Annotated in this window: 28 protein-coding genes and 15 tRNA genes; 33 read left to right on the top strand and 10 right to left on the bottom strand. The window is 60.3% G+C overall.

What is annotated here, in order from left to right; all coding sequences use genetic code 11:
- The first annotated feature begins 695 nt into the window (after positions 1 to 695).
- The 22 genes from HWY37_RS16465 to HWY37_RS16570 all read left to right on the top strand — a co-directional run bounded on the left by HWY37_RS16465 (position 696) and on the right by HWY37_RS16570 (position 8,790).
- Positions 696 to 779, top strand: a tRNA-Gly gene (locus HWY37_RS16465).
- A 99-nt stretch (positions 780 to 878) separates the two neighbouring features.
- Positions 879 to 954, top strand: a tRNA-Ala gene (locus HWY37_RS16470).
- Positions 955 to 1,173: 219 nt separating this feature from the next.
- A tRNA-Thr gene (locus tag HWY37_RS16475) sits at positions 1,174 to 1,249 on the top strand.
- Positions 1,250 to 1,260: 11 nt separating this feature from the next.
- Positions 1,261 to 1,337 (top strand) — tRNA-Pro (locus HWY37_RS16480).
- Positions 1,338 to 1,438: 101 nt separating this feature from the next.
- Positions 1,439 to 1,514, top strand: a tRNA-Gly gene (locus HWY37_RS16485).
- Between the two features lie 75 nt (positions 1,515 to 1,589).
- Positions 1,590 to 1,663 (top strand) — tRNA-Gly (locus HWY37_RS16490).
- A gap of 28 nt (positions 1,664 to 1,691) precedes the next feature.
- Complete coding sequence (locus HWY37_RS16495) at positions 1,692 to 2,426, top strand: N-6 DNA methylase (RefSeq protein WP_217706389.1); 735 nt, start codon at positions 1,692 to 1,694, stop codon at positions 2,424 to 2,426.
- A gap of 1,245 nt (positions 2,427 to 3,671) precedes the next feature.
- A tRNA-Glu gene (locus tag HWY37_RS16500) sits at positions 3,672 to 3,748 on the top strand.
- A gap of 105 nt (positions 3,749 to 3,853) precedes the next feature.
- Positions 3,854 to 3,927 (top strand) — tRNA-Glu (locus HWY37_RS16505).
- A gap of 5 nt (positions 3,928 to 3,932) precedes the next feature.
- A tRNA-Asn gene (locus HWY37_RS16510) sits at positions 3,933 to 4,008 on the top strand.
- A 174-nt stretch (positions 4,009 to 4,182) separates the two neighbouring features.
- Positions 4,183 to 4,255: transfer RNA gene (locus HWY37_RS16515), tRNA-Gly, on the top strand.
- Positions 4,256 to 4,471: 216 nt separating this feature from the next.
- Positions 4,472 to 4,549, top strand: a tRNA-Met gene (locus HWY37_RS16520).
- A gap of 7 nt (positions 4,550 to 4,556) precedes the next feature.
- Positions 4,557 to 4,633: transfer RNA gene (locus HWY37_RS16525), tRNA-Arg, on the top strand.
- A 103-nt stretch (positions 4,634 to 4,736) separates the two neighbouring features.
- Positions 4,737 to 5,069, top strand: coding sequence for a hypothetical protein (locus HWY37_RS16530; protein WP_176089125.1), 333 nt, complete (start codon positions 4,737 to 4,739; stop codon positions 5,067 to 5,069).
- Between the two features lie 39 nt (positions 5,070 to 5,108).
- Positions 5,109 to 5,186: transfer RNA gene (locus HWY37_RS16535), tRNA-Met, on the top strand.
- Between the two features lie 425 nt (positions 5,187 to 5,611).
- Positions 5,612 to 5,685, top strand: a tRNA-Met gene (locus tag HWY37_RS16540).
- A gap of 434 nt (positions 5,686 to 6,119) precedes the next feature.
- A tRNA-Ser gene (locus tag HWY37_RS16545) sits at positions 6,120 to 6,212 on the top strand.
- 20 nt (positions 6,213 to 6,232) lie between these two features.
- A complete protein-coding gene (locus HWY37_RS16550; RefSeq protein WP_176089126.1) occupies positions 6,233 to 6,499 on the top strand; it encodes a hypothetical protein in 267 nt (88 codons plus the stop codon).
- 14 nt (positions 6,500 to 6,513) lie between these two features.
- Positions 6,514 to 6,756: a hypothetical protein gene (locus tag HWY37_RS16555; protein WP_176089127.1), complete on the top strand. Its 243-nt coding sequence runs from the start codon at positions 6,514 to 6,516 to the stop codon at positions 6,754 to 6,756.
- A gap of 70 nt (positions 6,757 to 6,826) precedes the next feature.
- Positions 6,827 to 7,042 carry a hypothetical protein gene (locus tag HWY37_RS16560; protein WP_176089128.1) on the top strand — a complete coding sequence of 72 codons (216 nt, stop codon included), beginning with the start codon at positions 6,827 to 6,829 and terminating at the stop codon, positions 7,040 to 7,042.
- Positions 7,043 to 7,618: 576 nt separating this feature from the next.
- A complete protein-coding gene (locus HWY37_RS16565; RefSeq protein WP_246302333.1) occupies positions 7,619 to 8,398 on the top strand; it encodes a serine hydrolase in 780 nt (259 codons plus the stop codon).
- Positions 8,399 to 8,577: 179 nt separating this feature from the next.
- Positions 8,578 to 8,790, top strand: coding sequence for a hypothetical protein (locus tag HWY37_RS16570; RefSeq protein WP_176089129.1), 213 nt, complete (start codon positions 8,578 to 8,580; stop codon positions 8,788 to 8,790).
- A 182-nt stretch (positions 8,791 to 8,972) separates the two neighbouring features.
- On the opposite strand, the gene HWY37_RS16575 is transcribed toward HWY37_RS16570, so the two are convergent.
- Together HWY37_RS16575 and HWY37_RS16580 are read right to left on the bottom strand one after the other, a co-directional pair.
- Positions 8,973 to 9,266, bottom strand: coding sequence for a hypothetical protein (locus tag HWY37_RS16575; protein ID WP_176089130.1), 294 nt, complete (start codon positions 9,264 to 9,266; stop codon positions 8,973 to 8,975).
- Between the two features lie 69 nt (positions 9,267 to 9,335).
- Entirely contained in the window at positions 9,336 to 9,644 is a 309-nt protein-coding gene (locus HWY37_RS16580; RefSeq protein ID WP_176089131.1) for a hypothetical protein, read from the bottom strand.
- 104 nt (positions 9,645 to 9,748) lie between these two features.
- Between HWY37_RS16580 and HWY37_RS16585 the strand changes: the two genes are divergently transcribed.
- The 9 genes from HWY37_RS16585 to dut all read left to right on the top strand — a co-directional run bounded on the left by HWY37_RS16585 (position 9,749) and on the right by dut (position 15,480).
- Complete coding sequence (locus tag HWY37_RS16585) at positions 9,749 to 9,898, top strand: hypothetical protein (protein ID WP_176089132.1); 150 nt, start codon at positions 9,749 to 9,751, stop codon at positions 9,896 to 9,898.
- Positions 9,899 to 10,013: 115 nt separating this feature from the next.
- A complete protein-coding gene (locus tag HWY37_RS16590; RefSeq protein WP_176089133.1) occupies positions 10,014 to 11,102 on the top strand; it encodes an RNA ligase family protein in 1,089 nt (362 codons plus the stop codon).
- Between the two features lie 61 nt (positions 11,103 to 11,163).
- Positions 11,164 to 12,201 carry an RNA ligase family protein gene (locus HWY37_RS34665; RefSeq protein WP_246302334.1) on the top strand — a complete coding sequence of 346 codons (1,038 nt, stop codon included), beginning with the start codon at positions 11,164 to 11,166 and terminating at the stop codon, positions 12,199 to 12,201.
- 106 nt (positions 12,202 to 12,307) lie between these two features.
- Positions 12,308 to 13,279 (top strand): thymidylate synthase, encoded by a 972-nt coding sequence (gene thyA, locus HWY37_RS16600; RefSeq protein ID WP_246302335.1) that lies wholly within the window; start codon positions 12,308 to 12,310, stop codon positions 13,277 to 13,279.
- Positions 13,280 to 13,374: 95 nt separating this feature from the next.
- A complete protein-coding gene (locus HWY37_RS16605) occupies positions 13,375 to 13,719 on the top strand; it encodes a hypothetical protein (protein WP_176089134.1) in 345 nt (114 codons plus the stop codon).
- 110 nt (positions 13,720 to 13,829) lie between these two features.
- Complete coding sequence (locus tag HWY37_RS16610) at positions 13,830 to 14,096, top strand: hypothetical protein (RefSeq protein ID WP_176089135.1); 267 nt, start codon at positions 13,830 to 13,832, stop codon at positions 14,094 to 14,096.
- On the top strand, positions 14,093 to 14,413 hold the full coding sequence (locus HWY37_RS16615) for a hypothetical protein (RefSeq protein ID WP_176089136.1): 321 nt from the start codon (positions 14,093 to 14,095) through the stop codon (positions 14,411 to 14,413). Before HWY37_RS16610 ends, HWY37_RS16615 begins: the two co-directional genes overlap by 4 nt.
- A 96-nt stretch (positions 14,414 to 14,509) precedes the next feature.
- Positions 14,510 to 14,959, top strand: coding sequence for a 5' nucleotidase, NT5C type (locus HWY37_RS16620; protein ID WP_176089137.1), 450 nt, complete (start codon positions 14,510 to 14,512; stop codon positions 14,957 to 14,959).
- Between the two features lie 35 nt (positions 14,960 to 14,994).
- Positions 14,995 to 15,480, top strand: coding sequence for a dUTP diphosphatase (gene dut / locus HWY37_RS16625; protein ID WP_246302336.1), 486 nt, complete (start codon positions 14,995 to 14,997; stop codon positions 15,478 to 15,480).
- Between the two features lie 70 nt (positions 15,481 to 15,550).
- On the opposite strand, the gene HWY37_RS16630 is transcribed toward dut, so the two are convergent.
- The 7 genes from HWY37_RS16630 to HWY37_RS16660 all read right to left on the bottom strand — a co-directional run bounded on the left by HWY37_RS16630 (position 15,551) and on the right by HWY37_RS16660 (position 20,592).
- Positions 15,551 to 16,156 carry a 3'-5' exonuclease family protein gene (locus HWY37_RS16630; protein ID WP_176089138.1) on the bottom strand — a complete coding sequence of 202 codons (606 nt, stop codon included), beginning with the start codon at positions 16,154 to 16,156 and terminating at the stop codon, positions 15,551 to 15,553.
- A complete protein-coding gene (locus HWY37_RS16635; protein ID WP_176089139.1) occupies positions 16,149 to 16,859 on the bottom strand; it encodes a hypothetical protein in 711 nt (236 codons plus the stop codon). The genes HWY37_RS16630 and HWY37_RS16635 overlap by 8 nt, the downstream gene beginning before the upstream one ends.
- Positions 16,860 to 16,986: 127 nt before the next feature.
- Positions 16,987 to 17,238, bottom strand: coding sequence for a hypothetical protein (locus HWY37_RS16640; RefSeq protein WP_176089140.1), 252 nt, complete (start codon positions 17,236 to 17,238; stop codon positions 16,987 to 16,989).
- 73 nt (positions 17,239 to 17,311) lie between these two features.
- Positions 17,312 to 18,220: a 4,5-DOPA-extradiol-dioxygenase gene (gene ygiD, locus HWY37_RS16645; protein ID WP_176089141.1), complete on the bottom strand. Its 909-nt coding sequence runs from the start codon at positions 18,218 to 18,220 to the stop codon at positions 17,312 to 17,314.
- On the bottom strand, positions 18,207 to 18,788 hold the full coding sequence (locus HWY37_RS16650) for an HNH endonuclease (RefSeq protein WP_176089142.1): 582 nt from the start codon (positions 18,786 to 18,788) through the stop codon (positions 18,207 to 18,209). The genes ygiD and HWY37_RS16650 overlap by 14 nt, the downstream gene beginning before the upstream one ends.
- A gap of 184 nt (positions 18,789 to 18,972) precedes the next feature.
- Positions 18,973 to 19,563: a thioredoxin fold domain-containing protein gene (locus HWY37_RS16655; protein WP_176089143.1), complete on the bottom strand. Its 591-nt coding sequence runs from the start codon at positions 19,561 to 19,563 to the stop codon at positions 18,973 to 18,975.
- Between the two features lie 63 nt (positions 19,564 to 19,626).
- Complete coding sequence (locus HWY37_RS16660) at positions 19,627 to 20,592, bottom strand: hypothetical protein (protein WP_176089144.1); 966 nt, start codon at positions 20,590 to 20,592, stop codon at positions 19,627 to 19,629.
- 590 nt (positions 20,593 to 21,182) lie between these two features.
- Between HWY37_RS16660 and HWY37_RS16665 the strand changes: the two genes are divergently transcribed.
- Together HWY37_RS16665 and HWY37_RS16670 are read left to right on the top strand one after the other, a co-directional pair.
- On the top strand, positions 21,183 to 22,115 hold the full coding sequence (locus HWY37_RS16665; RefSeq protein WP_246302346.1) for an NAD(P)/FAD-dependent oxidoreductase: 933 nt from the start codon (positions 21,183 to 21,185) through the stop codon (positions 22,113 to 22,115).
- Between the two features lie 79 nt (positions 22,116 to 22,194).
- Positions 22,195 to 22,758, top strand: a complete 564-nt coding sequence (locus HWY37_RS16670) for a hypothetical protein (RefSeq protein WP_217706390.1) — start codon at positions 22,195 to 22,197, stop codon at positions 22,756 to 22,758.
- Between the two features lie 45 nt (positions 22,759 to 22,803).
- Here the strand turns inward: HWY37_RS16670 and HWY37_RS16675 are convergent, their stop codons facing one another.
- Entirely contained in the window at positions 22,804 to 23,523 is a 720-nt protein-coding gene (locus tag HWY37_RS16675; RefSeq protein WP_176089146.1) for a hypothetical protein, read from the bottom strand.
- Positions 23,524 to 23,542: the final 19 nt, after the last annotated feature.

Below are 23,542 nucleotides of genomic sequence, written 5' to 3' on the forward strand. Positions count from 1 at the left end.
CTTTTATGAGGATTGCTCACTGATGTTGCAGCCCTGGCTGCGTCATTCCAAACTTCAAGCGGGTGCGCCAGTTCGTCGGCCAGCAGTTTGAATATGGTGGTATGGCCTCGTAAGAGGCCGGAGAGTGAAGTGAATGTGTGTTGGACGCGGGTTCGATTCCCGCCAGCTCCACCACAAGTCGTCTCCGTGACTGCCCACGCCGGGCAAGACGGTCCGCGAGCCCTATCGCAAGTGCGCATAGCGACGGGTTGGCTGATGACGTGAGGGTAGGTAGCTCCTATCCAAGCAACGAGACGCCTTTTGATGGGGCTGCCCTGGTTTCGACAACGCAAGCTAATGGATCTTGACCACTCGGGAAGCGGTTCCTGAACGATGCTTGCATCGTTGAACAAGCAAAACCAAAGTAACTGCAAACGATGCACACTTCAAGGTTGCGGCTCACGCCTAATGCCTTGTGAAGTGGTCGCACCGACTGACTGGTTCGCCGGTTGGTCTGCTCGGCTGGTTTCCGGCTGACGCGTGCGATCATCCCGGCCGCCTGATAACGACGGCGTCTTCATGACCAGAAGCCGGGACCTATTCAAGATTTCTCTCCAGGCCGACGTGCGCTGGCAGACTTGGAAACCAACCCTTCGGGGCTCTGGTAAACCCATAGGCGCCCGGAGTCACAGCCTGGGCCTTGCTGGAGAGAATATGCTCGCGTGGACGAATTGGTAGAGTCACCGCCTCTTCCGGGGCGGGGAAAACATTGCGTGCAGGTTCGAGCCCTGTCGCGAGCACCTACACTTGCGTCCTGCTACCTACGCGGGTCCCGGACTCCGGCCGCTATGGGAACTGGTTTTGCGGGTTCGATTCCCGTCAGGATGCACCAAGAATTCGGGGGTATAGCTCAGTTGGGAGAGCGCCTGCTTTGCAAGCAGACTGTCGTCGGTTCGATCCCGTCTACCTCCACCATACAAAGTCATCGTCGAGGCCTCGGCGCTGATAAAGCCTTCGTATCTCGCGGGACAGGTTTATTCCCCCGCGGAACGGAGCACCATTTTCGTCAGGATGCGGCGTGGATAGAGAACACGCCTCGACAGGCATGTGCCGGCCGAGAACTCACTGTAACGGGCCTTATGCCCTAAGCGTGCAAAGCCAGAGCGTCGCCTGGCCATCCTGATTTCCAGCAGCGCTGATGTGGCTCAGTCGGTAGAGCACTTCCTTGGTAAGGAAGAGGTCGCGGGTTCGATTCCCGCCATCAGCACCATGCAGATCATTCGGAGCGTAGCGCAGTCTGGTAGCGCACCTGGTTTGGGACCAGGGGGTCGCCGGTTCGATCCCGGCCGCTCCGACCAATTTAAATCACGGCTCAGTGATCGAGAGGAGACTCTCACAGACGGAAGGACTGCTGTTGAAAGTGTCCTCAGGCGTGCAGCGCCTGGTCGTCTAAATTCATGCGGGAGTAGCTCAGTTGGTAGAGCGTTGCCTTCCCAAGGCAAATGTCGCGAGTTCGACCCTCGTCTCCCGCTCCAAGCTATGCGAGTACCCAATTAGGGAGCTTCTTCGATTCATTGGAGAAGCGCCCGACTTTGTGGGAATAGCGATTCGCGGGAGTAGCTCAATGGCAGAGCAACAGCCTTCCAAGCTGAAGACGGGGGTTCGATTCCCCTCTCCCGCTCCAGAACATACCTGAAGCCGCATGCGAACTGGTGAATTGCAACCTCACCCGCGCGGTGCAGCCTACGGTCTTTTTCGCCAGCAGCACTGGCAAAGGTGACGATGAATTGAATCCGGTGACTACAGCGCTGCTGCGTAAGGCTTCGTCCCTGGTCGAAGAAACGAGGTTTCGATTTGGAACTCGAAAGTTTCTGTACCTCTTCATCGATACCTGGGCATTCAAGCAGACTGGGCTTTACGAGCCTCAGGAGCAAATGCCGGCAGAATTCGAGAGCGTCGCTGCCGAACTGTCCAAGGTGCTGTCAACGGCAATGCGGTCAGACCCCACTGCTGACGTCCTGGGCTTCCTGCTGAGCGAGTTCCGCTTCGATCAAAAGGGCACCAGCTTTTTCCCCACGCCGCCCGAGATTGGCCAGCTGATGGTCCGCCTGGTAGGTGAGTCTGGTAGCCGAACGTTCTATGAACCGTGTTGCGGGACAGGCGGGAACACACTTCAATGGCTAGAGGGGCTCTTTGACGCGCATGGGCCTGCTGGGATTAAGGAAGCGCGCCTGCGGCTAGAAGACGTTGACGCAATGATGGTGAAGTGCAGCATGCTCCAGCTGCTGCACTACTTCGAATCACGGGATGCAAGCCCAGCCGAAATGAGCATCGTCGGGGTTGATGTGCTGACGCGACGCCCCTCCGGTATCGCGTATCACGCGACCGCATTGCCTGAAACACATCTCTCCGTATCCCCTCGGCCTCCGAAGCCGTCGAAAGGGTAGCTGGATACATGCAGGTTCGATCCCTGTCGGAGAGGCCAAAGAATTCGATTTTGCGCTGCCTTCGGGCTGCGTAAGTCATGCCGGGAGTCCTGGTGTACCGGCTTCACCCTCTGGCGCAATCGCTGGCCGCTCTACGGAGCGGCTGGCGGGGCGAGGGATTGGTGAATAACCAGGATTCATGTCCGCATGGGGACGACAGCGCGTAGCAATACGCGTAAAGCGAGGTAGCCCACTAACTCGCGCCACTCTACGTGGTCAAGCCATGCAAGCCTCCCCGGCCTCGTGAGGGGCCCGTCGGTGAAAAGAGCGCCGGCGGTATGGTGGATGCATGTGACTGGGAAAAACGGTGGCTTACAAGCCTGAGCGGTCTTCGGACTTGCAAGGGGAACTTGAGTCACCGAACAGAAACGGGTGGTGCCGTCGTCCAGTCAACACCAACATGCGAAACCGCATTGGGAAAGGTAGCACCAGGGTCGTAGATGCGATCAATGGCTCAGGTGCAGTCTGGGAAGGGATGGCGGCTTGCCGCTTGTCCCGGGTGAAGGGGATGGACCCGAAAGGGAGTCATCACCTTCGTCCCGAAAGACGGTCGAGTATCCGGCAGGAGAAAGACACGCTGCGAGTTGTATTTTGTGCCTCAAAAGGGCATGAAGCAACTGGACACGCTCGCGGCAGTGGGTTGCATTTAGCTCAGTTTAGAGCACCAGAATGGAAATCTGGAGGCCGATGGCTGATACCCATCATTGCTTCAAAATTGCAAAGACGTGTCCGGCGTCACGTGATAGTGGCTTAATCCTGTCCAGCTTCGGCTGAAGGCAGGCACCAAAGGCTCGCAAGGCTAGCGGTGTTGATTGGCGATCGCACGTAGGGGCTGCAACCCCGAACGGCCCGCAAGGTCGGCGGTAGATCAAGAATCGAGTAGCGCGACGCGACGGGGAGCTTAACCAGCCCCGGGGTTCTCGAAAGGGAAACTCGAAAGACGGTAGCCATGCTGCTTGACCGGGATCGTCCCGGTGGACAAGGCAGGAAGATCGGTCGCAAGCCGGTTCTAATCTGCTCAGGAAGTGGTGATGTAGGCCGTAGTCTCAGGCCTATGCCTTAGGGGGAAACTCCTTTGGCCGGCAGACATATTGTCTGTCGACCAAAGCAGTTTCAATTCGCGGGAACTCATCCAAGTCCGCGACGGGCTGTGATGAAGCGCTGGTATGGCAGGTTCGAACCCTGCTCCGCGAGCCAAGTTCGTACGCTGGTATCGTCTAGAGGCCCAGGACACCCGCCTTTCACGCGGACGACGTAGGGTTCGAATCCCACTACCAGCTCCATTTTCGCCGGCCTCGTCTAGTGGCACAGGACGCCTCCCCATTCAGAGGAAACGCTTGTTCGATTCAAGCGGCCGGCCCCCTCACTGCCGTTTAGGCAGCTCCCTTGAACCGTTCGACTTCCGGGAGGTCAACAGGTCTTCACCCTGTTCAGGCGGGTTCGACACCCGTACGGTTCTCCATTTTCGCCGCCATCGTCTAGAGGCCTAGGACACCCCCAAGTTCAGGGGGCAACGCTTGTTCGAATCAAGCTGGCGGCCCCACACACCATCGTGACCGAGTCGGGCCTTGCGCCCAACTAGCGACCGATCGAGCCTAGATCGCACGGGCCACCAGCACAGCCGGACACGCTCAGCACAGTCTGGAATTGCCCTGGTGGATAAACAAGGGGTTAGAGAGACGACCCGTGCCGCTATCGATCACGATGCTGACCGCTACGCAGGATAGATCAGTGGTGGATCACCAGGCACCCCAGCCTGGAGGCCGCTGGTTCGATTCCAGCTCCTGCACCGGTTCCTCGCAGTCATGCGTTAAATGGCGAGTCCCGGCGCTCTACGTCGGCGCCGGCCGCTGCGAAGTGATGGTGACTGTTCTGCGTCCTGTCCGGCGAGGCCTCAAACCAGCTGAAATACGTAGATGCGTTTGCGAGGAACGAAAAAGCGAAACTCGATCGCTGGTGGGTAGAGACACAAGCCGTGCCGTCAGGAAGCGGGGCGCAGATTTTATAGCGGGGTGGAGCAGTCTGGTAGCTCGTCGGCCTCATAAGCCGAAGGTCGCAGGTTCGAATCCTGCCCACCGCATCCAGTTTTATCCGTCCGTAGCTCAGTGGATAGAGTAGCCGCCTCCTAGCCGGCTTGGTCGGGGGTTCGAATCCCTCCGGATGGACCACCCTTGATCGTTCGCTGTCATGCAGGCTGATCAATTTGGGTATACAGATTATCCGGTGGACATGGCGCGGTGCCGAATTTGACGAAACCACAATGGAGTTGAAATGACGAAACTGATGCGATTGGTGGATAGAGCAGCCCTTACGCTACACGAAGGTTTCTTGACATCAAGCCTGGGTAATCGTGGCGCGGTTGCTGCATTCATCCTGATTACCGCTGGATTTCCGGATTCGCTCGGATTCTGCTTTTGGCTGGGCATAGGCTTGACAATCGGCTGGGGAGGGCTGTCGCCCGTCAACCTCAGCGTAACTGGTGAACAGTTCCATGCTTTAGCGGCCACACTCATACTTATCGGAGTGGCAGGGCTAGGGCTCAACCTTCGCCGGATGGCTGACCGGCCAATCGTGAGGGCTGCTGCGTCGCGACAAGGCTCATAACCCTCCACCGAGTAATCCAGTATTCATCAATTTTCAATTTGGCGGGGTAGCGCAGTCAGGTAGCGCGCTGGGCTCATAACCCGGAGGTCGTAGGTTCGAATCCTATCCCCGCAACCATTTTTGGGTAGTAACGGGAGATCCCGTGCACAGTGGCGCTACCTCGTGCTGTGTGGTGTTGGTGTTCCATATGAAAGCGCTCCGCAAAGAACCAGGGCGACGGCCGTGGCGTTCGCGGCGAAACGAGGTGCCGGAACACAACATCGTCAGGCTCACTACCTGCCTACCCAAATCAAACCCGAGACGTGCCTCGTAAAGCCGAACTCTTCCTCAGAGTGCCTATTGTTGGCGATAGAGGGGGAACCCGCTTCCCAGAGGAGTAAGGCGGGCAGCGTGTCAGGCGCTGGAACGACGGATAGATAGGGCACTGAGAACGGCAAGCGACCGGCGTTGACCGGAGGCGCGGCTCAGTATCGGATGCCTGCCTGATTGACTGGCAAAGTGCCCAGGGGGATAGCCTGGTAAGCGAGTCCTCCACCAATTTACGCGGGGTGGCGCAGTGGTAGCGTGCTGGGTTCATGTCCCAGAGGCGGCGGTTCGATTCCGTCCCCCGCATCCAGGGTTTACAGGGCATCGCGACAACGCGGGTCGGCCGCAAGGCTACGCATATCGCGAAGGCGTCGGGCAGACGCCGCGGTCCTGTCTGAAGGCCCTCGCCAGGCTAAAGTCCTCGGTGCACAAGTCCGCGCAACTTGGACGGGGCAATTACAGGATTCACTGGCTGGTGGAAGCGTGGAATGACACGCTAACTCGCATGGCATCGCGGTCTACTGCAACAGATGGCCGGCCGTAGCGGAAGATCACGGGTGGTTTCGACCACCTCCGGAAACCCACCATGGAGAACCGCGTGCAGGTATCCAACCCTGCCTGCCAGCCGGTGATGCTCGTATGCACAGCGAGCCTAAACAAAAGCTGCGCGCGAAAAGGCGGGCCTCCGGCTCGAAGCCGACCATGCGTGAACTGGTCTACGCACCGAGGTAAGCGTCAAATCAAGGAGGGGTGCCAGAGAGGCCTATCGGCACTGCTTGGAAAGCAGCTGGGTTGTGATGAGCAGCCACCAGGGTTCGAATCCCTGTCCCTCCGCCAGATTCTCGTGAAAGGCCATCATGCATCCCTCTCCAACCATGCGCCGCCAGGCGAAAAGCGACTGGCCATTCCTGCTGGCGCTGCCCATCGTGCTCTTTGCCTGCTTCGGTTTCTTCGTCTACGTGCTCCCGCTTCTGCCAAGCGACCTCCAGCACGACATCAACGACGGGTCATTGGGCATGCTCATCGGCGTCCTGGCAGGTCAGGTCATCGTGATGTCCGCCGTGCTGACCTGGCGCAGCTGCAAAGACCTTTTCTCTGGCCGGCAAGACGCCAACGCGCATTGACATCAAGGACCATAATGCCATTCACCCCAGAATTTCAAGCCTGGCTCGACGCCGAGCGTGCCCGCGGACTCAAGCTCGTTCGCATTCCACAACTCCCCGGCAAGCCGATCATCATCGACCTGGAGCACCCCGGTGGTGCGAAGGTCACGCATGGAGAGCTTTCTGAAGCCAAGCAGCGCGACATCCTGAAGATCGAAGCTGCCCTCGCGAGCTGCGAGCGCGTACATCGATCGTGGCAATCGGTGCCCGCCGACTGACCACTGGGGGTCTTGCGGGAATTTCACCGCAAAGACCCAGGTGCGGCAACTCCAGATGGAGCAACGAGCCATGCAAACCTACCCAACACCGCATCACATGACCGCCGCTTCTCAAGCGCGTCGCCGTGCGGCTGCGCGCTTGTTTGATCAGGCGGCCCAATCGCTCGACGAAGCGTTTGTGTCAGCCGAAGCCACAGCAAAGGCGATGGAGCATGAAGGGCGCCTGATGCAAGCTCCTTTGTTGTTTCCGCAAACCGCTGATCCCGCTCAGCCACCTGCCGAGTAGCATGTAATGCATCATGATCCAGTAAGGAGATTCCCGCCGTCGCGGATGAGTCCTCCTTTCGACTGTCACTGACATAGCGACCCTGCATATTCACGCAGAAATCGCATCACCTGGCTTCGCGCCACACCACTGCCACCCTAGGTGCGCGTCCGCATACTGATCCCCATTTCAAGTCCTTTTCTTCCCATTTTGTGGTCTGGTTGACATTTCCTCAACAATTTTGAGCTTTCGCGCCTATACGCCATCGGACCATCGCTAAGTCGATGGTTTTCTCGTTGCTACAGGAATGGAAGTTAAAAAGAGATGTTTGGCCCACAACCCTGGCTCCCGCGCGTAGGAGCCATCAAGAATTCCGCGCTCTCGGCCGTCGCGCTGGCTCTGGCCATGACCATGGCGGCCCCGGCCCATGCCGCCCCCACGAAGAGCAAATCACAGCTCACCAGCCCTCAAAAGAAAAAGGTCGAGACCGTGCGCAAGAAGACAGCCTCCGGTGCGGTGAGGCAGGCCAAGCGAAGAGCTGGAGCAACTCGCGCGCCGGCGCCCTCCATGCGCTATGCCTCGCGCGTGGGAGATCTCATGCTTGAATCCGATGCCATCATGGTCATGGACCAGCGCACAGGGATGCCCTTGCTGGAAAAGAACTCCGGCGATGCGCGGCCAATCGCTTCGATCACCAAGCTGATGACAGCCATGGTTGTTCTCGATGCTGGCCTACCCATGAACGAGCGAATTCAGATTTTGGATGCCGACGTCGACCGGGTGAAGTTCAGTACATCGCGCCTGGCCGTGGGAACCACTTTGAGCCGGCAGGAGATGCTCCACCTGGCTTTGATGGCCTCTGAGAACCGCGCAGCCCATTCGCTGGCCCGGACGTACCCGGGCGGGATGCCAGCGTTCCTGGCCGCGATGAACCGCAAGGCCCGGTCGCTCGGCATGACGTCAGCCCAGTTCTTCGACCCCACGGGTCTCGACGCGCGCAATGTAGCGAGCCCTAAAGACCTCGCGCGGATGGTGTCCGCGGCGGCCGACTACTCGAAGATCCGTGAATTCTCCACCGACGGCCAGATGCAGGTCGCTATTGCCCGCCACCAGCAGGTGTTTCGCAATACCAACCCCCTAGTGCAGCGCGACAGCTGGGACATCGGCGTCTCCAAGACCGGCTACATCCGCGAGGCAGGGCGCTGCCTGGTAATGCAGGCCATGATCAAAGGCAGGGAGACCCTGATCGTGCTCATGGACGGCCAACGGCGGGAATCGCGCATCCTGGATTCAGTGGCCGTGCGCCAGTGGCTGGAGAAGACGGACCAGAGGACCACGCTCAAGGCCGCCGATCTCATGCACAACAACACCGTGTGAGATATCCCGGCACCTATACTCATTACCGGGGCATTTGGACTCCGGTAGACCGCGAGAGCGGAAACAGCCGGCGAACCGGCCTCATGGGTCCTCGGATCTGCGATTGTCGATTGCCGGCGTGCCATCAGCTCCCTAGCTGCTGACACACCTGCTCGAGCACAGAACGAAAGGATCCAACCATGATCAAGAACATGATTCGCGCAGCCCGCCGGCACCATGCCGCCCGCGTCAAGGCAAAGCGTCGCTTCTATTTAGGCCGTGACCTGGCCGAGTTTCCTGTCGCCCTGGGGCGTGTTCTGAACACCGCCGCTCAGGTCAAGCATGCTCCCCTCTGGCGCGAGCTGCCATGGCGCGATCGCAAGGACCAGGCACGGGCTGCGCTTGCCGGCTGACCAGGCAGAAGGCGTGAGGCGTGAGGCTCGCAAACGGGCTGTAGCGCGTTTTCTGACAATCACCAGGGCCCACTATGGGCCCTGTAGTCATTTCTGGCCTACGGCGGCACTTGGCGCCTGGCCATGGGCGCCAGCAGTAAAGCCCCGGCATTCAAAGGAATGCGCGGGGCGGAGTAGATGGGCTACGGTGCTATGGCTGCAAGTTCACTCGTCACCTTGAAGATTTCGCCCCAGGTAACCGCTTGCAGCATCTCGGCGCGGCCGCGTTTGATGTACTCATCCACGGACATGCTTCGCCAATCGGGGTGGGGACGGTCGCCCAATAGCTTCCAGTCGTGATTCGGGCTCTCGCGACGATGCACGTAGAAGTCAATCGAGCGTCTCAATCCAAGCCCATAACATGCTTGGGCAACGATCCGCACATCTGAGCCGTCAGGCCGATGGAGGACGCGGGTGATCTTGCTGGGTGTGTCCATGAAAAACTCCTCAATGTTCCTGAAATGGGTTTGGCCTACACCTGCGTATAGGCTCGGCCTCCGGTGGGCTCAGCGGCCCACGGAGGGGCCTTGCCGGGCCAATCGGCGCCACACCCAGCGGAACACTGCTACCAGCGCATCCGAGATCGTCAGCGACAGGGCTACTGCCAGCAGGAAGTGAGTAGGGAAGGAGCCTGATTCGTAAAGCAGCGCCAGGCGGCCCGCTGCCAGCGCCAGCACCGCGGCGCCCAAGAGCATCAGTACCCGGCCGGCGCCGGCGCGCCAACGCCCCGTGTGCAGCTGGATCATGATCAGCAGCGCGCTGGCGATCGTGATGCAGACAAGCGTTGTATGGGTGAAGTCGACGGGAGAGGACATTCCCCGTATAGCAGGCACACACGTCGCCGGCTCCGAAAATCGTCATGAATGTGTTTCTCGCTATACGTAATTGCATCACTGTCGATGCAAAACGAGGAAACATCATGAAGGCAATCTCCATCTACGGCGCGATCATCGCCCTGGCCATAATGGCTACCACGGCTCTGATCAACCCGAAATCTCCTGTCGCCGTCAAGAAGCATCCCGTGGCATCTGCCATCGAGAAGCGTCAGGCCGCTCTGAACGATCTGTAATCGCTCCATCACTCTTCTCAAAAGCACCATTTCTGATGGTGCTTTTTCTATTGTTTAAAGCTACTTTTTTGATATACTGCGCGCATAATTGCAGCAGTCAAAATCGAGAAGTACCATGCAGCTCCGCTCTTTCCCCTCCATTGACCAGTTCCGACACGTTGTTGCCACGGTCGAGCATCGTTCGACCTACATCGGCCAGGATGCTGCCGATGAGCCCATGTATGACCCATCCCGGCCCAAGCCCGTCCTGACGTTCCGAGGAACGACAAAGCTGCATGGCTCCAACGCAGGCATCCGCTTTGAGCTCGCAGGCCCGGAGGCCGGCGTGTATGCCCAGAGCCGTGAACGTTTTCTGGTACCGGACGCCATCGAGAAGGGTGGTGACAACTTCGGCTTCGCCGCGCGGGTTGCCGCTGGCGGCTCAGACCTGGACGTGCTGAAGGCCGCAACGATCGCCACCGCGGTGCTGAGTGGTCTGCGCGACTTGGTGACGCTGCACGTCTTCGGAGAATTCTGCGGCCCGTCCGTCAACCGCAAGGCTGCGGTGGGTCGGCTGCCCGACTGCTGGTTCGTTCTGCGTGCGCTGGCGACGGATGCCGCAGGCCATGAGCACTGGCTGTCGGTGGACCTGCTGGCGGCGCAATACCATGCCCACTACGCGCTCGAGAGCCAGGGGGAGTGCAAGATCCGGTTCATCACGGACTTCGAATGCTTCGAAGTGACGATCGACTTCAACCAGCCGGAAGCCATGCTCGACTACCTGGAGGAGCGCACCCTCGCAGTCGAAGAGGCATGTCCCGTGGCGAAGGCCCTGGGCCTGGTCGGAATCGGTGAAGGCATCGTCTGGTCCTGCACCGATCCCGCCTGGGGGCGTCTGGAGTTCAAGACCAAGGGCGCCAAGCACAAGGGCACGAAGAATTCGCGCCTGGTGCAGATCGCACCTGAAGTCCTGGCCAGCCGGCAGGCGTTTGCTGACGCCGTCACGACGGAAAGCCGCCTGGAGCAGGGTTACGACCTTCTGCGCGCGCAGCTCGGCTCGGTCGGGATGGACCATATCGGAGCGTTTCTGGCCTGGTTCGGTAAGGACGTGATCAAAGAGGAGGCGGACACCCTCGAATCGAGCGGCCTTTCCCGCCAGGACGTGATGGGCGACATCAACCGTAGGGCCTCAGCCTGGTTCCGCGCCCGCGTGGCGCAGGTCTGAAGGTGAATTGGTACCCGTTTGCGCGCCAGCCAGGGTCCCTGAATGAAGATTGGATTAGGACATGAAAACGAAAAACGAAACGCGCCTGCTGAGCCGTGACGACTTCCGAGAGGGCGTTTTCGCTCGCGACGGTCACCGTTGCGTCTTCTGCGGCGAGCCCGCGGTAGATGCCCACCACATCATCGAGCGCCGCCTGTGGACCGATGGTGGCTACTACCTGGCCAACGGCGCCTCTGTCTGCGAAAAGCATCACATGGAATGCGAGCGCACGACCATCAGTGTCGAGCAGGTGCGCGAGGCCTGCGGTATCACCTCGATCCTGGTGCCCTCCCACCTCTACCCGGACCACGCCTACGACAAGTGGGGAAATCCGGTGCTGGCCAGCGGGCAGCGCCTGAAGGGTGAGCTCTTCTTCGACGAGAGCGTGCAGAAGGTGCTGGGCGAGGGTGGGGTGCTGGGCGATTTCGCCAACCAGGTGAAGTACCCACGCACGCACCATCTCCCATGGTCTCCCGGCATCCACGATGACGATCGTGTGATCGCCTCGATGGCCGCCTTCGAGGGCCTGGAGGTCATCGTTACAGAGAAAATGGACGGCGAGAACACCTCCATGTACCGCGACTACTTCCATGCCCGCAGTGTGGATGGCCGCGGGCACCCAAGCCGCAGCTGGGCCAAGGGCTTCTGGGGCTCGATCGCCGAGGACATCCCGGAAGGCTGGCGCCTGTGCGGCGAGAATCTGTTCGCCAAGCATTCGATCCACTATCAGCAGCTGCCAACGTACTTCATGGGCTTCTCCATGTGGAATGAGCGCAATGTCTGCCTCGGCTGGGACGAAACGCTGGAGTGGTTCGAGCTCCTGGGCGTGCGGCCGGTGCCAGTGCGCTACCGCGGCGTCTATGACGAAAAGCTGATCCGCGCGCTGTGGACCGAGTCCGAGTGGGGCGATAGCGAAGGCTATGTACTGCGCCTGGCCGGCCCGATCGGCTACGGAGAGTTCCGTCACAAGGTAGCCAAGTTCGTGCGCCGCGGGCATGTGCAGACCGTCAAGCACTGGATGCACGGCCAGCCCATCGAGAAGAACCTGCTCGCGGGCTGATGCGCGTGTAGGGAGTGGGCCCGGCTTCGGCTGGGCCCTTTCATTTTCTACCCTATACGCCTTCAGGCCATTCCGGCTGACCACATCTACCAGAAAGGAAATCATCATGACCAAACCCCATCCCATGGAGCAGTTCCACGAGCTTCTGCGTCACATTCGTGACCATGGCGTTCGGCAGTTCAACTCCCGTACCGGCGAGTACGTTCGCTTCGTCCCTGGCCACATGCTGAAGTTCGACATGGCCGATGGCTTCCCCGCCATCACCTCGAAGCAGCTGTACTTCCGTCCGGCCAAGGGCGAGCTGTTCGGTTTCTTCCGCGGCTATCAGAGCGCGAAGCAGTTCCGCGACGAGCTCAACTGCAAGGTCTGGGACACCAATGCCAACGTGACGCCGGCCTGGCTCAACTCGCAAGCGCGTCGCGGTCCTGACGACGCCGGGCGCATCTACGGCGCGCAATGGACGGATTGGCGCGACTGGCGCGAAGCCGAATCCGAAGGCGAGCGTGACGACCTGCTAGCCCACGGCTACGAGATCCGGGCTCATGATCCTGATCGCGGCCGCTGGATCATGCGTCGAGGCATCAACCAGCTCGAGGCGGCGCTCCGCACGATCATGACCAACCCCTCGGATCGAGGCATCATCGTGACCGGCTGGCGCCCCGACGAGTTCGATCAGATGTGCCTGAGGCCATGCCACGTCGACTACCAATTCATCGTCGACACCACGTCCAATGTGCTGCACCTGAGCTTCTACCAGCGCTCATGGGACACCGCCCTGGCCTTCAACACGGTCCTGGGCGCATTGTTCCTGCACATCATGGCGCGCCTGGCCGGGCTGACCGCCGGCACGGTCTCCCACCATGTGGGTGACGCGCACATCTACGAGAAGCACCTGGAAGGGGTTGAGCTCATGCTCTCGCGTGAGCACTATCCGCAGCCGACTTTGGACCTGGGCAACATTCCGACGCTCACCTCGGTCAGCGAGATTTCAGGCATCTTCGCCCGCCTCGATCCCGAGCAGGTCCAGCTGGTGGGCTACGAGCACCACCCAGCCATCAAGTTCGAAATGACCGCCTGACCGTAACGGCTACACTCAGCGCCCCAGCTTCTGCTGCGGGCGCTTTTCCTTCGCTATACGGCTTGGTGATCCAACAACCGACGAAAGGATCGACAGTGATCATTGACCATGATGCGTTAGCGCGTGCAGCACAGGCATACCTTGCCGCGCACCGGGCAGCCTCGTCCGCAAAGCCGGGACCCAACGCGTATGAGCAGCGCGCGGATGCCGCTGCTTCGTTGCAGCTAATCTTCCTCTCCGAAGGTGGCTCGGCTACCACCCGATCGAGCACGCAGGGCGACGAGGCCAGCCTGTTCCAGTGGATGGCGGAACGCGCAGATATCGGCTGGAACCTGCCCTACGACCGCGTCCAGGTCTCGTTCCCGCTCAATGCCGGGTTCTCCTGCCTGGCCGACGCGGTGCGCAAGGCCCGTGATAACGATCAGGCCTTGATCGGCTAAGCCACCGCGCCATGAAGCACCCCGGATCCGCTGCCGGTGCATTTCTGCGGTCGAGATAGCCATCTTTAACTATACGAGGGTGAGTACAACCCCTCTGAAAGGAAACATCGATGGCAAACCTGTATGACTTTTCCATAGTGGTCCGACATGCCGAGTTCGATCGCGGCATGACGTCCGTTCCCTACGGCGACTCGAAGTACGTCTTCGCGGAGAAGAACGTGGAGATGACCCTGAAGGACGCGCTGGCCGAGCGCCAGCGCATGAGCGACGCAGAATCGCGGCCGCACGCGGCGTTCATCACCATGCGCTACAAGGACGATCGCAAGGCGCCCGGGATCGACAAGCACAAAGTCATCTACAAGGAGGCCCAAGCATGAAGATCATCCTCGAGCGCCATACGTACGCCCCTGAGCTGAACTGCGCCTATGTGGGCCCGACGCGGACCAAGGTCAAGGCCCCTGGCTGCACCTCGATCCGTCAGGTCCGTGAGAAGCTGTTTTCGCCTCTGAAGTACACCGGCCGGCACGTCGTGCTGTCCACGCATTACCCTGGCGACAAGGCCTGGCTGAATCGCCAGCACTCCGGATTCTGCCAGGATATGCGCAGTCTTGCCGGTGCACTGGTCGGTGTTCGTAATCGCCTGGCGCCGGGATTCGGTGCCACCGTGAAGATCAAGACCCGCCTCCTCGGCTGATCCCCCTCGGCGCCTCGTAATGAGGCGCCTTTTCTGTGCGAAAGCCTATACGAAGGGGAGGTCATCTCAATCTTCACATAACCTTAGGACACCTAAATGAACCGTGTATTTTTTGATATGGACGGACCGCTCGTGGACTTTGATGGCCGCATGGCCGAGCTGGGTCTGCCGGGCCACATCCTCAAGACGATGCCTGGCGCCTACAGCTCCATGAAGCCGGTCCCCGGCGCGCTGGACAGCGTACGCGAGACCATTCGTCTCGGCTACGAGGCCTGGATCGCCACGAAGCCGCCTACAGGCATCCCGCATGCGTACGCAGACAAGGTCGAATGGATCCTGAAGCATCTGCCCGAGCTGTCAACCCGCATCATCATCACCCACGACAAAGGCCTGCTGGGCGACGAAGGCGACATCCTGATCGATGACCGCCCGCACAAAGCGAACTGTCACGCATTCCGCGGCACGTTCCTTCATTTCAAGAGCGGTCACCAGTGGCCTGAAGTCATGCGCTATCTCCGCGATCGCGCCGCTGGCCAAACCGCCTAACCAGATTCTCCCAACCAACCGAAAGGCATACTCCTGTGAATACCCTGAAGTCCATCCAGCTCAAGATCGCAAAGATCCACCCCGACGCACGCGTCCCTGCTTACCAGTCGGAAGGCGCGGCCTGCTTCGACCTCCATGCGGTCCTGATGCCCGAGCAGATCGACGCGGCGGCCGGCGGACTCATCATCCCGCCAGGCACGTCGTCAGAAATCCACACCGGCCTCAAGGTGGAAATTCCCATCGGCTGGCGCATGGACGTCCTGGGCCGTAGCGGCCTGTGGTTCAAGCATCGGGTCCGTCTGGGCAACAACGTCGGCAAGATCGACAACGATTTCCGTGGCGAAGTGATGGTCTCCCTCCATAACCACGGTCACCAAATTTACGTGGTCAAGCATGGCGAGCGCATCGCCCAGGCCGAACTGAACGAGGTCACCCGTACCCACTTCCTGGTGGTAGACGAATCCGAGCTGTCCACGACTGCGCGCGGCGCCGGCGGCTACGGCAGCACCGGCAAGATCTGATCACGCCGGAAACTCGAACGCCCAGCTGCAAAGCTGGGCGTTTTCTTGTGCGCGATGCGGCGAGGGGGCGTCAGCCTTTCAACGAAGCGGACACCTCGCTTGCGTGGGCGACCACCCCGGTCAGCCGGCGCTGCCGCTCCAGCAGTTTGAAGAACAGCCGAAGGGTGTTGAATGCGTCGACGTCCGCACGGTGGGGCTCCCCCTCGAAGGCGAGGCCGTACCGCCTCATGATCGAGCGCAGGCCACCCTGCGGGCTATCGCCATTGGTCAGCGCCAGGTAGGCATGCCAGCCCTTCGTATCGATCGACCGGAAGCCGAACGGGTAGGGGACCCCAGCAGCCTGGAACGCGGCCCGCAACGCCGGCGAATCACCCTCACCCCAGACCACGGGATTGGGCAGGTATGCGCCTTCGCGTGCGAGGGTGTCAACGACGGCAATGGCCATGTCGGGCAGGCTCAGGCCGCACGCAGCATCCCCATTCGAGATCCCCGTCAAATCGGTGATCTCGGGAGCGATGGGCTCGTCGGGATTCACGACCCATTGATACCGCCGATACGCATCCTCGCTCTGCTTGCGATTCCCGACACTCAACCCGACCTGAATCACGCGCCGGCTGGGCTGGTTGAACTCCAGGTCCAGGGCGACGAAGTTCAGGTCGCCAGACAACTTAGCCATTACTTCCATCCGCTGCTTCGCCGGTCGCAGCGGCGTTATCGGCCGGCGCGTCGGACACTTCGAAGACTTCGAGCCCCAGGGCCTCCAGCATCACGGCCAGGCCCTTGTTCTGCACGCGAAGGGAGATGGGGGTTTGGGCCAACAGCCGTTGCATCTCGGCACGCTCGAGCGCAAGCGTCATGTGAAGCTGGTCCATGTCCGCACGGTGCTTGTTCAGATCCTCCCGTCCCAAGGGCGGAATCTCAGCCTTGATCGCGCGCAGGGCATGCCGCTGGTGGTTGGCCGTGTCGGTTGACCCGGCGGAGCGCAGACTCTCCAGCTGAGCCACAAGCCCTTCCATCTGTTCCTCGGGCGCCATGCGACTGGGCAGGCCGGATAGGACATCATTCCACAGTGACACGGAATTCTCGTAGAACGCAATGCGATCGCGTAGGTCCGGAATGTGGACCGACAGCTCGGCCCGCCGGATTGCGGCCTTGAGCGTTGCAATGAGGAACTGGCGAGCATCCAGCTCCTGGAGCAGCACGATCGCTTCTTCGCGGCGCCGGCTCAGCGCGGGGAGAATGGTCCTGTAGTTGTCGACGGACGCCTCCACGCCTTTGAGCAGTTCCGTCAGGCGCTGCGTACCTTCGGCGTGCTGAGCGAAGAGGCGTTCTTGGAGGGAGTGGAACAGCTGAAGGGGATAGGGGGCAGTTGCGAACACGGGGACTCCGGAAGTATGGCCATCCCTCGTGCAGGGAAGAAGCCGGAAATTAGTATAGGAATCGCGGTTGTTTTTCTGCCCATAAAGCAAAAAATGCCTCGACAAGGTCGAGGCATTGAGCTGCGGATCAGGTCGGAACGATATCCCAGACGTCGGCCAGTTCCGTTTTCAGACGGCCGGCGCTGGTGAACCAGCTGGTAATGATCGGAAAGCCTTTGGGATCCAGAAGCATCGCCTGGCCCGTGTTCACTTCGCATACGGTGTACTGCTCGCCGCTGCGACGATGGACCAGTCGGTTGTTGATCTGGAACAGCTTCTCGAGCTTCTCTTTTCGCTGTGCTTCGCGGCCGGCATGAGTCAGTCCTTGAACCCACTTCATGATTGCGCCATATTGCATATTTCCTCCGTTGACAGGTGTACCTATGCGCGTATAGGCAACCTGACGGAGAAACTCAGCGGCCGAACTGGAGGCAGCGCATGCTGATCGTCCCTGACTGGAAACTGTGGTAGAGCGTCGCCGGCGGACCGTCATCCTTGGCGGCGCCCAGGGCGTAGAGAAGCGGGTAGTAATGGTCCGGGGAGGGGACGGCCATCTCGGCGTGCTGCATTTCGCCGTAGTTGGTCAGCAGCCTATCGTCGCGTTGGGTCAGGGCGACTCGAACCTGTTCGTCGAACGCGTAGGCCCAGAGCTGCGAGGCATTTGCCGATTCTTCGACACGCTCAGTGCGGCGCAGATTGTGCACGATGTTGCCGCTGCCGATGATAAGCACGCCCTCGTCACGCAGCGCGGAAAGCCGCTCGCCCAGGGCGTAGTGGTGCGGTCCCGGCTTGTAGATGTCGACCGACACCTGGAACACAGGGATGTTGGCTTCCGGGTACAGGTACTTGAGGATGGTCCACGTGCCGTGGTCAAAGCCCCAGTCGGAGCGCAGGCCGGCATACGGGGTCATCAGATCCACAGCACGCGCCGCGAGCGCAGGGCTGCCCGGCGCCGGGTAGACGAAGTCGTAGAGTGTTTGAGGAAAACCGGAGAAGTCGTGGATCGTTCGAGGCTCGGGCTCACCGAGAACGGACGTGCCGCTCTCGGTGATCCAATGTGCGGAGACAACCAGGATCGCCTTGGGCTTACGCATGCGCTTGCCGAACATGCGCAAGGTCTGACCAAATACGCCCATGCGCTCAGCATTCATGGGACTTCCATGTCCAATGAACAGCACAGGCATCCGCCCAACCTCGCGCGGGCGAGCAGCCAGGGCATGACCCTCCAGGCCGGCAACCAGCCCCATCGCCGCGCCACCTTTCAGCAGCGCGCGACGGGTGGTTGAAACTGGGCTGTGCGGCCCCGGATCAATGCAGAACATGCAACTGCCCTTTTTGGAAGGAACGCGTACGCAGCGGGGAAGCCTTCGGCAAGCAGTTCCGCAGGAAGTCGAGCTGATCGCTCAGGATGTTCCGCCCTTCCAGGATCAGGCCTTCGGCCCGGTTCGGTACGTACGGGACATAAAGCAGCGTCATGCCACTGTGCTCCAGCAGCCGGTCGCCCTTGCGGTTGTTGCAGCTCTTGCAGGCCGTGGCACAGTTCGTCCAGCTATCCGCGCCCCCACGAGACACCGGAACGATGTGCTCGCGCGAGAGCTTCTGGCGCAGGTACCGCTGGCCGCAATAGCAGCAGGTGTAATCATCACGGAGGAACAGGTTCTGGTTTGTCAGTGCGACACGACCATCGAACACCTCATTGTGAAGCGCGATGATGCTCGGTACATAGACGACGCTGTCTTTCCCCGTGGCGCGGTTAACACCGCCACGGTACGTCTTCGTTTCGCCGAGCTGCCACGAAACATGGCCCTTGAGCATATGGCAAAGAGCCTCATCCCAAGAGGCCCACCGGCTGGGGCGGCCACCCTGATCGAGTGCGAGAACCTGAGTCATGATGATTCACTTCATGTGCTTGATTATGAACAATTGCAGTTTGAAATCGGGCGCAAAAATAGCGCCCCTCTGGCGCAAGTCCCCTATTGTGGTAGTGAAGTTGCTGCTTGAGTATAGCGACATAACAGCATGCCGCAATAAGAAAGGGCCGTGAACGGCCCCTTGCTCTCTAGGTAGTGGTATATCACCAACCCAGTGTCTGGGCCAACTGGTCCGCCGGAAGGCCGCCCTGGCGAGAGAACAGTGCGCCGGTCCGCGCGTGCTCGGCAACCACGAAGGGCACGCCAGCAAGACCGAAGCTCTCGAACAGGCGAGTGTTCTTAGTCACCGCCGCCTTGAATTGCGCGCCGACGTCTGCTGCCGAAATGCCGCCACGACCACCGCTGGAGGTAAAGGCTGCTTCATGCTCGTCCATGGCCGCGGCAGGCGACGGCGCGGCCAGGATCGTCGCGCCTTGCGCCATGCTCGCACGATTGAGAATGCTCACCGGCATCCAGGTGAAGCGAGCCTGCGAGGCCAGCTGCTTGGTTTCCAGCCAGAAGCGCGCGCAGTGCGGGCACTGCGGGTCGAAGAACACAAACACGCGACGGCGGCTCATGACGGCCCCCACATCGAACCCCGTAGCAAACTTCTCGATCGCCGCCACCGACAGCGGCTGTTGCTTCGGAATGCCGAACTCCTGCGAAGAAGCAGAGCCGCCTTCGCCGCAGGCAGACAGGACCGCCAATGCAGGCAACGACAGGATCAAACGACGACGCAAGACGCAATGAGACATGGAACCCAAGCTAGGATGAAATAATGAGGCCATTAGTATATCTCGTAAAAGGTCTTATGGCAATCAAATATCGTCTGAATCGCCGTAGGGGTCTTCGCTGCGTGCGGCGCTGGCGCCCTTGACCACATGCACCACGCCATCGCGCAGATCGCAGGTTCGCCACCCGGTGGCCTCCTTTAGGGTGGCCAGCGCCGCACGCAGGTCGTGCAGCCATTTGCTGTTCTGCTGCTCCCGTCGCATGACAGTACCGCGCGGGTCGCGCAGCTCATCGCGGCCCAGCAATCCTTTGAGTTCAGCAGCCTTCATGGCCCGTGGAGCCTTGTGGGTTGCATACAGCGCATACAGGGCCTTGGCCAGGGAATCCTTCTTCGCCTGGAGTTGCGTCCGTACCTGCTTTTTGAGGAAGGTCCAGCCTTGCTGGTAGACCCGCATCATGCGGGGATTCAGCTCGATCGTGTACGCGGCCGACGTCTTTACATCCCGAAAACTGCGGTCCTCTGTGAAGTCGTAAATGAAGCTGGTTTCCCAGGCTTTCAGTCCAGGCATTTCGTAACGGAAAGAGGCCCGCTTGAGCCGTGAGATCTCCTCGGCCAGCCACAGCCGGTTGTTCATCCCCCGATCCCGTCCGATCGACTTCAGGAAGGAATCAGCCTGAATCTGGACTTCCACCCGCTCACCAGGGCTGTAACGCCGCTCAAGGGCCAGACGCACCAGCTCGGCGTAGACATCCGCCGCCCCCTGGTTCAGCTGCTCACCGGCGGTCTGGAAGACCTGGACGGGGCCGAACGAGGCGATGAGGACCGGTCGGACATAGGCAGGGCGCAGCCGCGCGCCGCGCCCGACGTACTCCACTGACGAGAAGATCGCGCCGCGGCAGACGGCATAGGGCAGCACGACGTTGTTGCCAGGCCCGTAGGGCAGCGCGAGGCCGAGGAAATTCTCCGGGGCCGGCTCCGCGCCATCGAGTGCTGCGGCGAAAGTGGGGTCCGACATGACATCGACCGTGGGTTCGGATTTGGTTGTTGGCATAAGGCAGGTTTCAAGTATACATCAGCCGAGACCCTCGTGTAGAGATTGCTAAGCCACCGCATAAGCCACGCCGCATGGCTGTGTAGAGATGGCTAACACTGATCGTGTAGAGTTTGCTAAAACGACGTGTAGAGATAGCTAACTTTCTGCAAAAACGCCTTGTATTTCATGGGAGTTTTTGAGCCGTAATTATCTTTTAATTATTTAAGATATCCTCAATACAGATTTTCTCCCTCCTTCTCGGGCGCGATCGACCTCCTCAGCTATGGCTGAGCCTGGCTGGTCTGCGCACTCAAACCTGACCGCGGATCAGCCGGCAATCTCGAAGCGCGGATCGTGAGGTGAGATGCTCCGGATAGGCGTTTTTCAGAGGTGAGATGCTTGTGGGAGGCGTCTCTCGAAAGGCTTGCCAGGGCGGATGTCTGTGGCGCGGCGCAACGAGCTGCTTGCCTGGTCAGCCAGCCGAGGTCGTTGTGGAGAGGGTCGGGTGGAGCGAAAGCGCGTGTGAACCGCTCTGTGTGCCTGTGGACTTGAGCTATACGGTGGATTCGATTCGTGTCGAGTTTTCCTTTTTGCCTCGAAGTTTCATCATGTCCTCTCAAAGTCTCAAGGATGTCCTTGTAGTTGGCGCCGGTCCTGCTGGGATTTCGTGCGCGTTGGCGCTCCAGCAGCTCGGATACACGGTTGTTGTGATCGAGGGCTCAGCGCATTGCGGTGGCCGGCTGCGTGAGGTTCGCCAGCCTGGTTGTGGCGACGGGGGTCCTACTGCACTTCAAGCCGCCCAGGCCTTGAACATTGCTGCGATGGGCCAGGCTCTCGATGTCCGTCATTCCAACCCAGCGGTCGAGGCCCTGGCCGGGCGGACATCATTCGGTCTGGTCCTCCAGGACGGTACTGTTCTTGGCGGACGGTGCCTCGTTCTGGCATGCGGCATCGCGCCTCGCAGCGGAGGCCTGGCGCCGAGACCAGGTCGGATCTTCGGCCCCGACCCCCTGCCGCCCGATCTGACCTTGGAAGATTGCTCGGTCGCGATTCTCGGGGGAGGCGATTCCGCGTTTCAGTCCTACCTGGCGCTCAAGCAGGCAGGCGCTCCGCGCATCACCATCTTCGCCCGCAGCTTGCGGGCCCGGGCTCAGTTGGTCACCGCCGTGCCGGAGACTGACGTACGCCTGGGGGAGTACGACGTGAATCCGATCCACAACGAGGTGAACGGCCAGCCCTACAACCTGGTGCACGTTTGCTACGGCTACGAGGTGCCGCGCCGCTCGCTGATGGGGCTCATGGTGGGTTTGTCGCCCGAGGGCCTGGTACTCACCGACAACCACTACGAGACCGCAGTACCCGGTGTTTTCGCCATCGGCGACATGGCGGGAAAGATGCGCCCCAGTAGCGCGGCCGCCTTTGCGGAAGGGCTGATCGTGGCACGCGAAATTCAGCGTCGGCTCGACGCGCCGGTCCTTCAGAGTCTTTCCGAACGTCTCACGCGATCGCCGGGCCGCGTGGCGGCACTCGATAACCATTAGCGGCAGTCAACATTCCTGCGCCGATGTAGACATATGCAAGTTTCTACCTATACTTCCGGTCGAAATTTCTGCTTGTCTCATGCTGGTCAAATCCCCCTCCGACTGGGTCCTTTTGCCTGTCCGACCCGATCAGGAGCATCGTGCGAAGAGCATCCGCTCGAGTCGTGATGCTCGCTACTCGAATCTGTACAGCGAATCTGCCACCGATGCACGCTGGGTGGGGGACCTGGGCGAGCTGGTGCTGCTGGATTGGATGACGGAGCAGGGGGTGCGTCATGTCCAGTGGCTCACGGACGATGTCGCCGGCAAAGCCGATTTCATGACGGCCAGCGGCATCACGATCGGGGCCAAGACGGTCAAGCGAAAGCAGGCGCCGCAGCTGGACTACACGGCACAGATCAGCGCGCGCCACGCCGCAGAGCCGTCCCACTGGTTCATGTTTATGAACTATTCGATCCAACAGCGCGTTCTGTGGCTGTTAGGGGCCATCCAGTCCACCCGGTTCCTGAAGGAAGCCACCTACTACGGGCCCGGGGATAAGGTCCACGCGGACTACGCGATTCGCCCTGGTCACGAGATCTACAACATCCCGCTCCAGCGTCTCATCCCGCCGGCGGAGTGGCTTCACTGGATTCGCGTGTAGCTAGCAAAAAACCCCCGGCTGGCGGGGGTCTGGAGAAGCTGAGCGTCAGAACAACTGACCAACCCAGGGAATCGGTGAGAGCTCGTAGCCTTTGTCCTCAAGTCGCTTCATCGCGATCGAATACCTCTTGTGAAGCTCACTGGTTTCTTCTGGCGAGAACGCGATGGGGTTGATGCGCAGCGACCAGCCATTGTCCGAGAAAGGACTTGGGTCCGCTACCAGCTGAACATCGCGAGTTCTGTTCGAACCAAAGGGAAGCTTGATGACCACGCCGGCTACCACGGGGCTGTAAGCACTGGCTGTTGCGCCTCGCCTCACGATGAGGTTGGCGCGACTATCGATCAGCCGGTCCGAACTGATCGGCATATCGAAAGCCTCCATGACCGCCGCGAAGAATACCTTCGCGGCATCCATCAATGGCTTTTCGTACTTCTTGTTCGGCACGTCAGGCTCTTCATATGCCCTGCGCAGCCGGTCGGCCAGCCCCATTGAAAACGCAGTGCTCGCCCCCGAATTGCGGGTGAAATACGTCATCAGCTCGTGGGCAGGCAGCGCTGCGGCCATGGTCCTCAGTATTTCGGCATCACACATGCCGGCTGTGGAGAAAGTCTGGTGTTCCCAGCTTTTCGTGATCCCGCGGCTGATGCTGGCACTGATGCTGTTACGCACCAAATTTAGATTCCAATCGCGACCGTCGGTGAAGGTGCCGCTGAAGGTCAGGTTCTGGATACGCAGTGCTCGCGCGAAGTTGTTGCTCAGGTTCATGATGTCCTCGTTGAGTTGA

The organism is Achromobacter anxifer (assembly GCF_903652925.1).
Classification (GTDB): domain Bacteria; phylum Pseudomonadota; class Gammaproteobacteria; order Burkholderiales; family Burkholderiaceae_B; genus Achromobacter; species Achromobacter anxifer.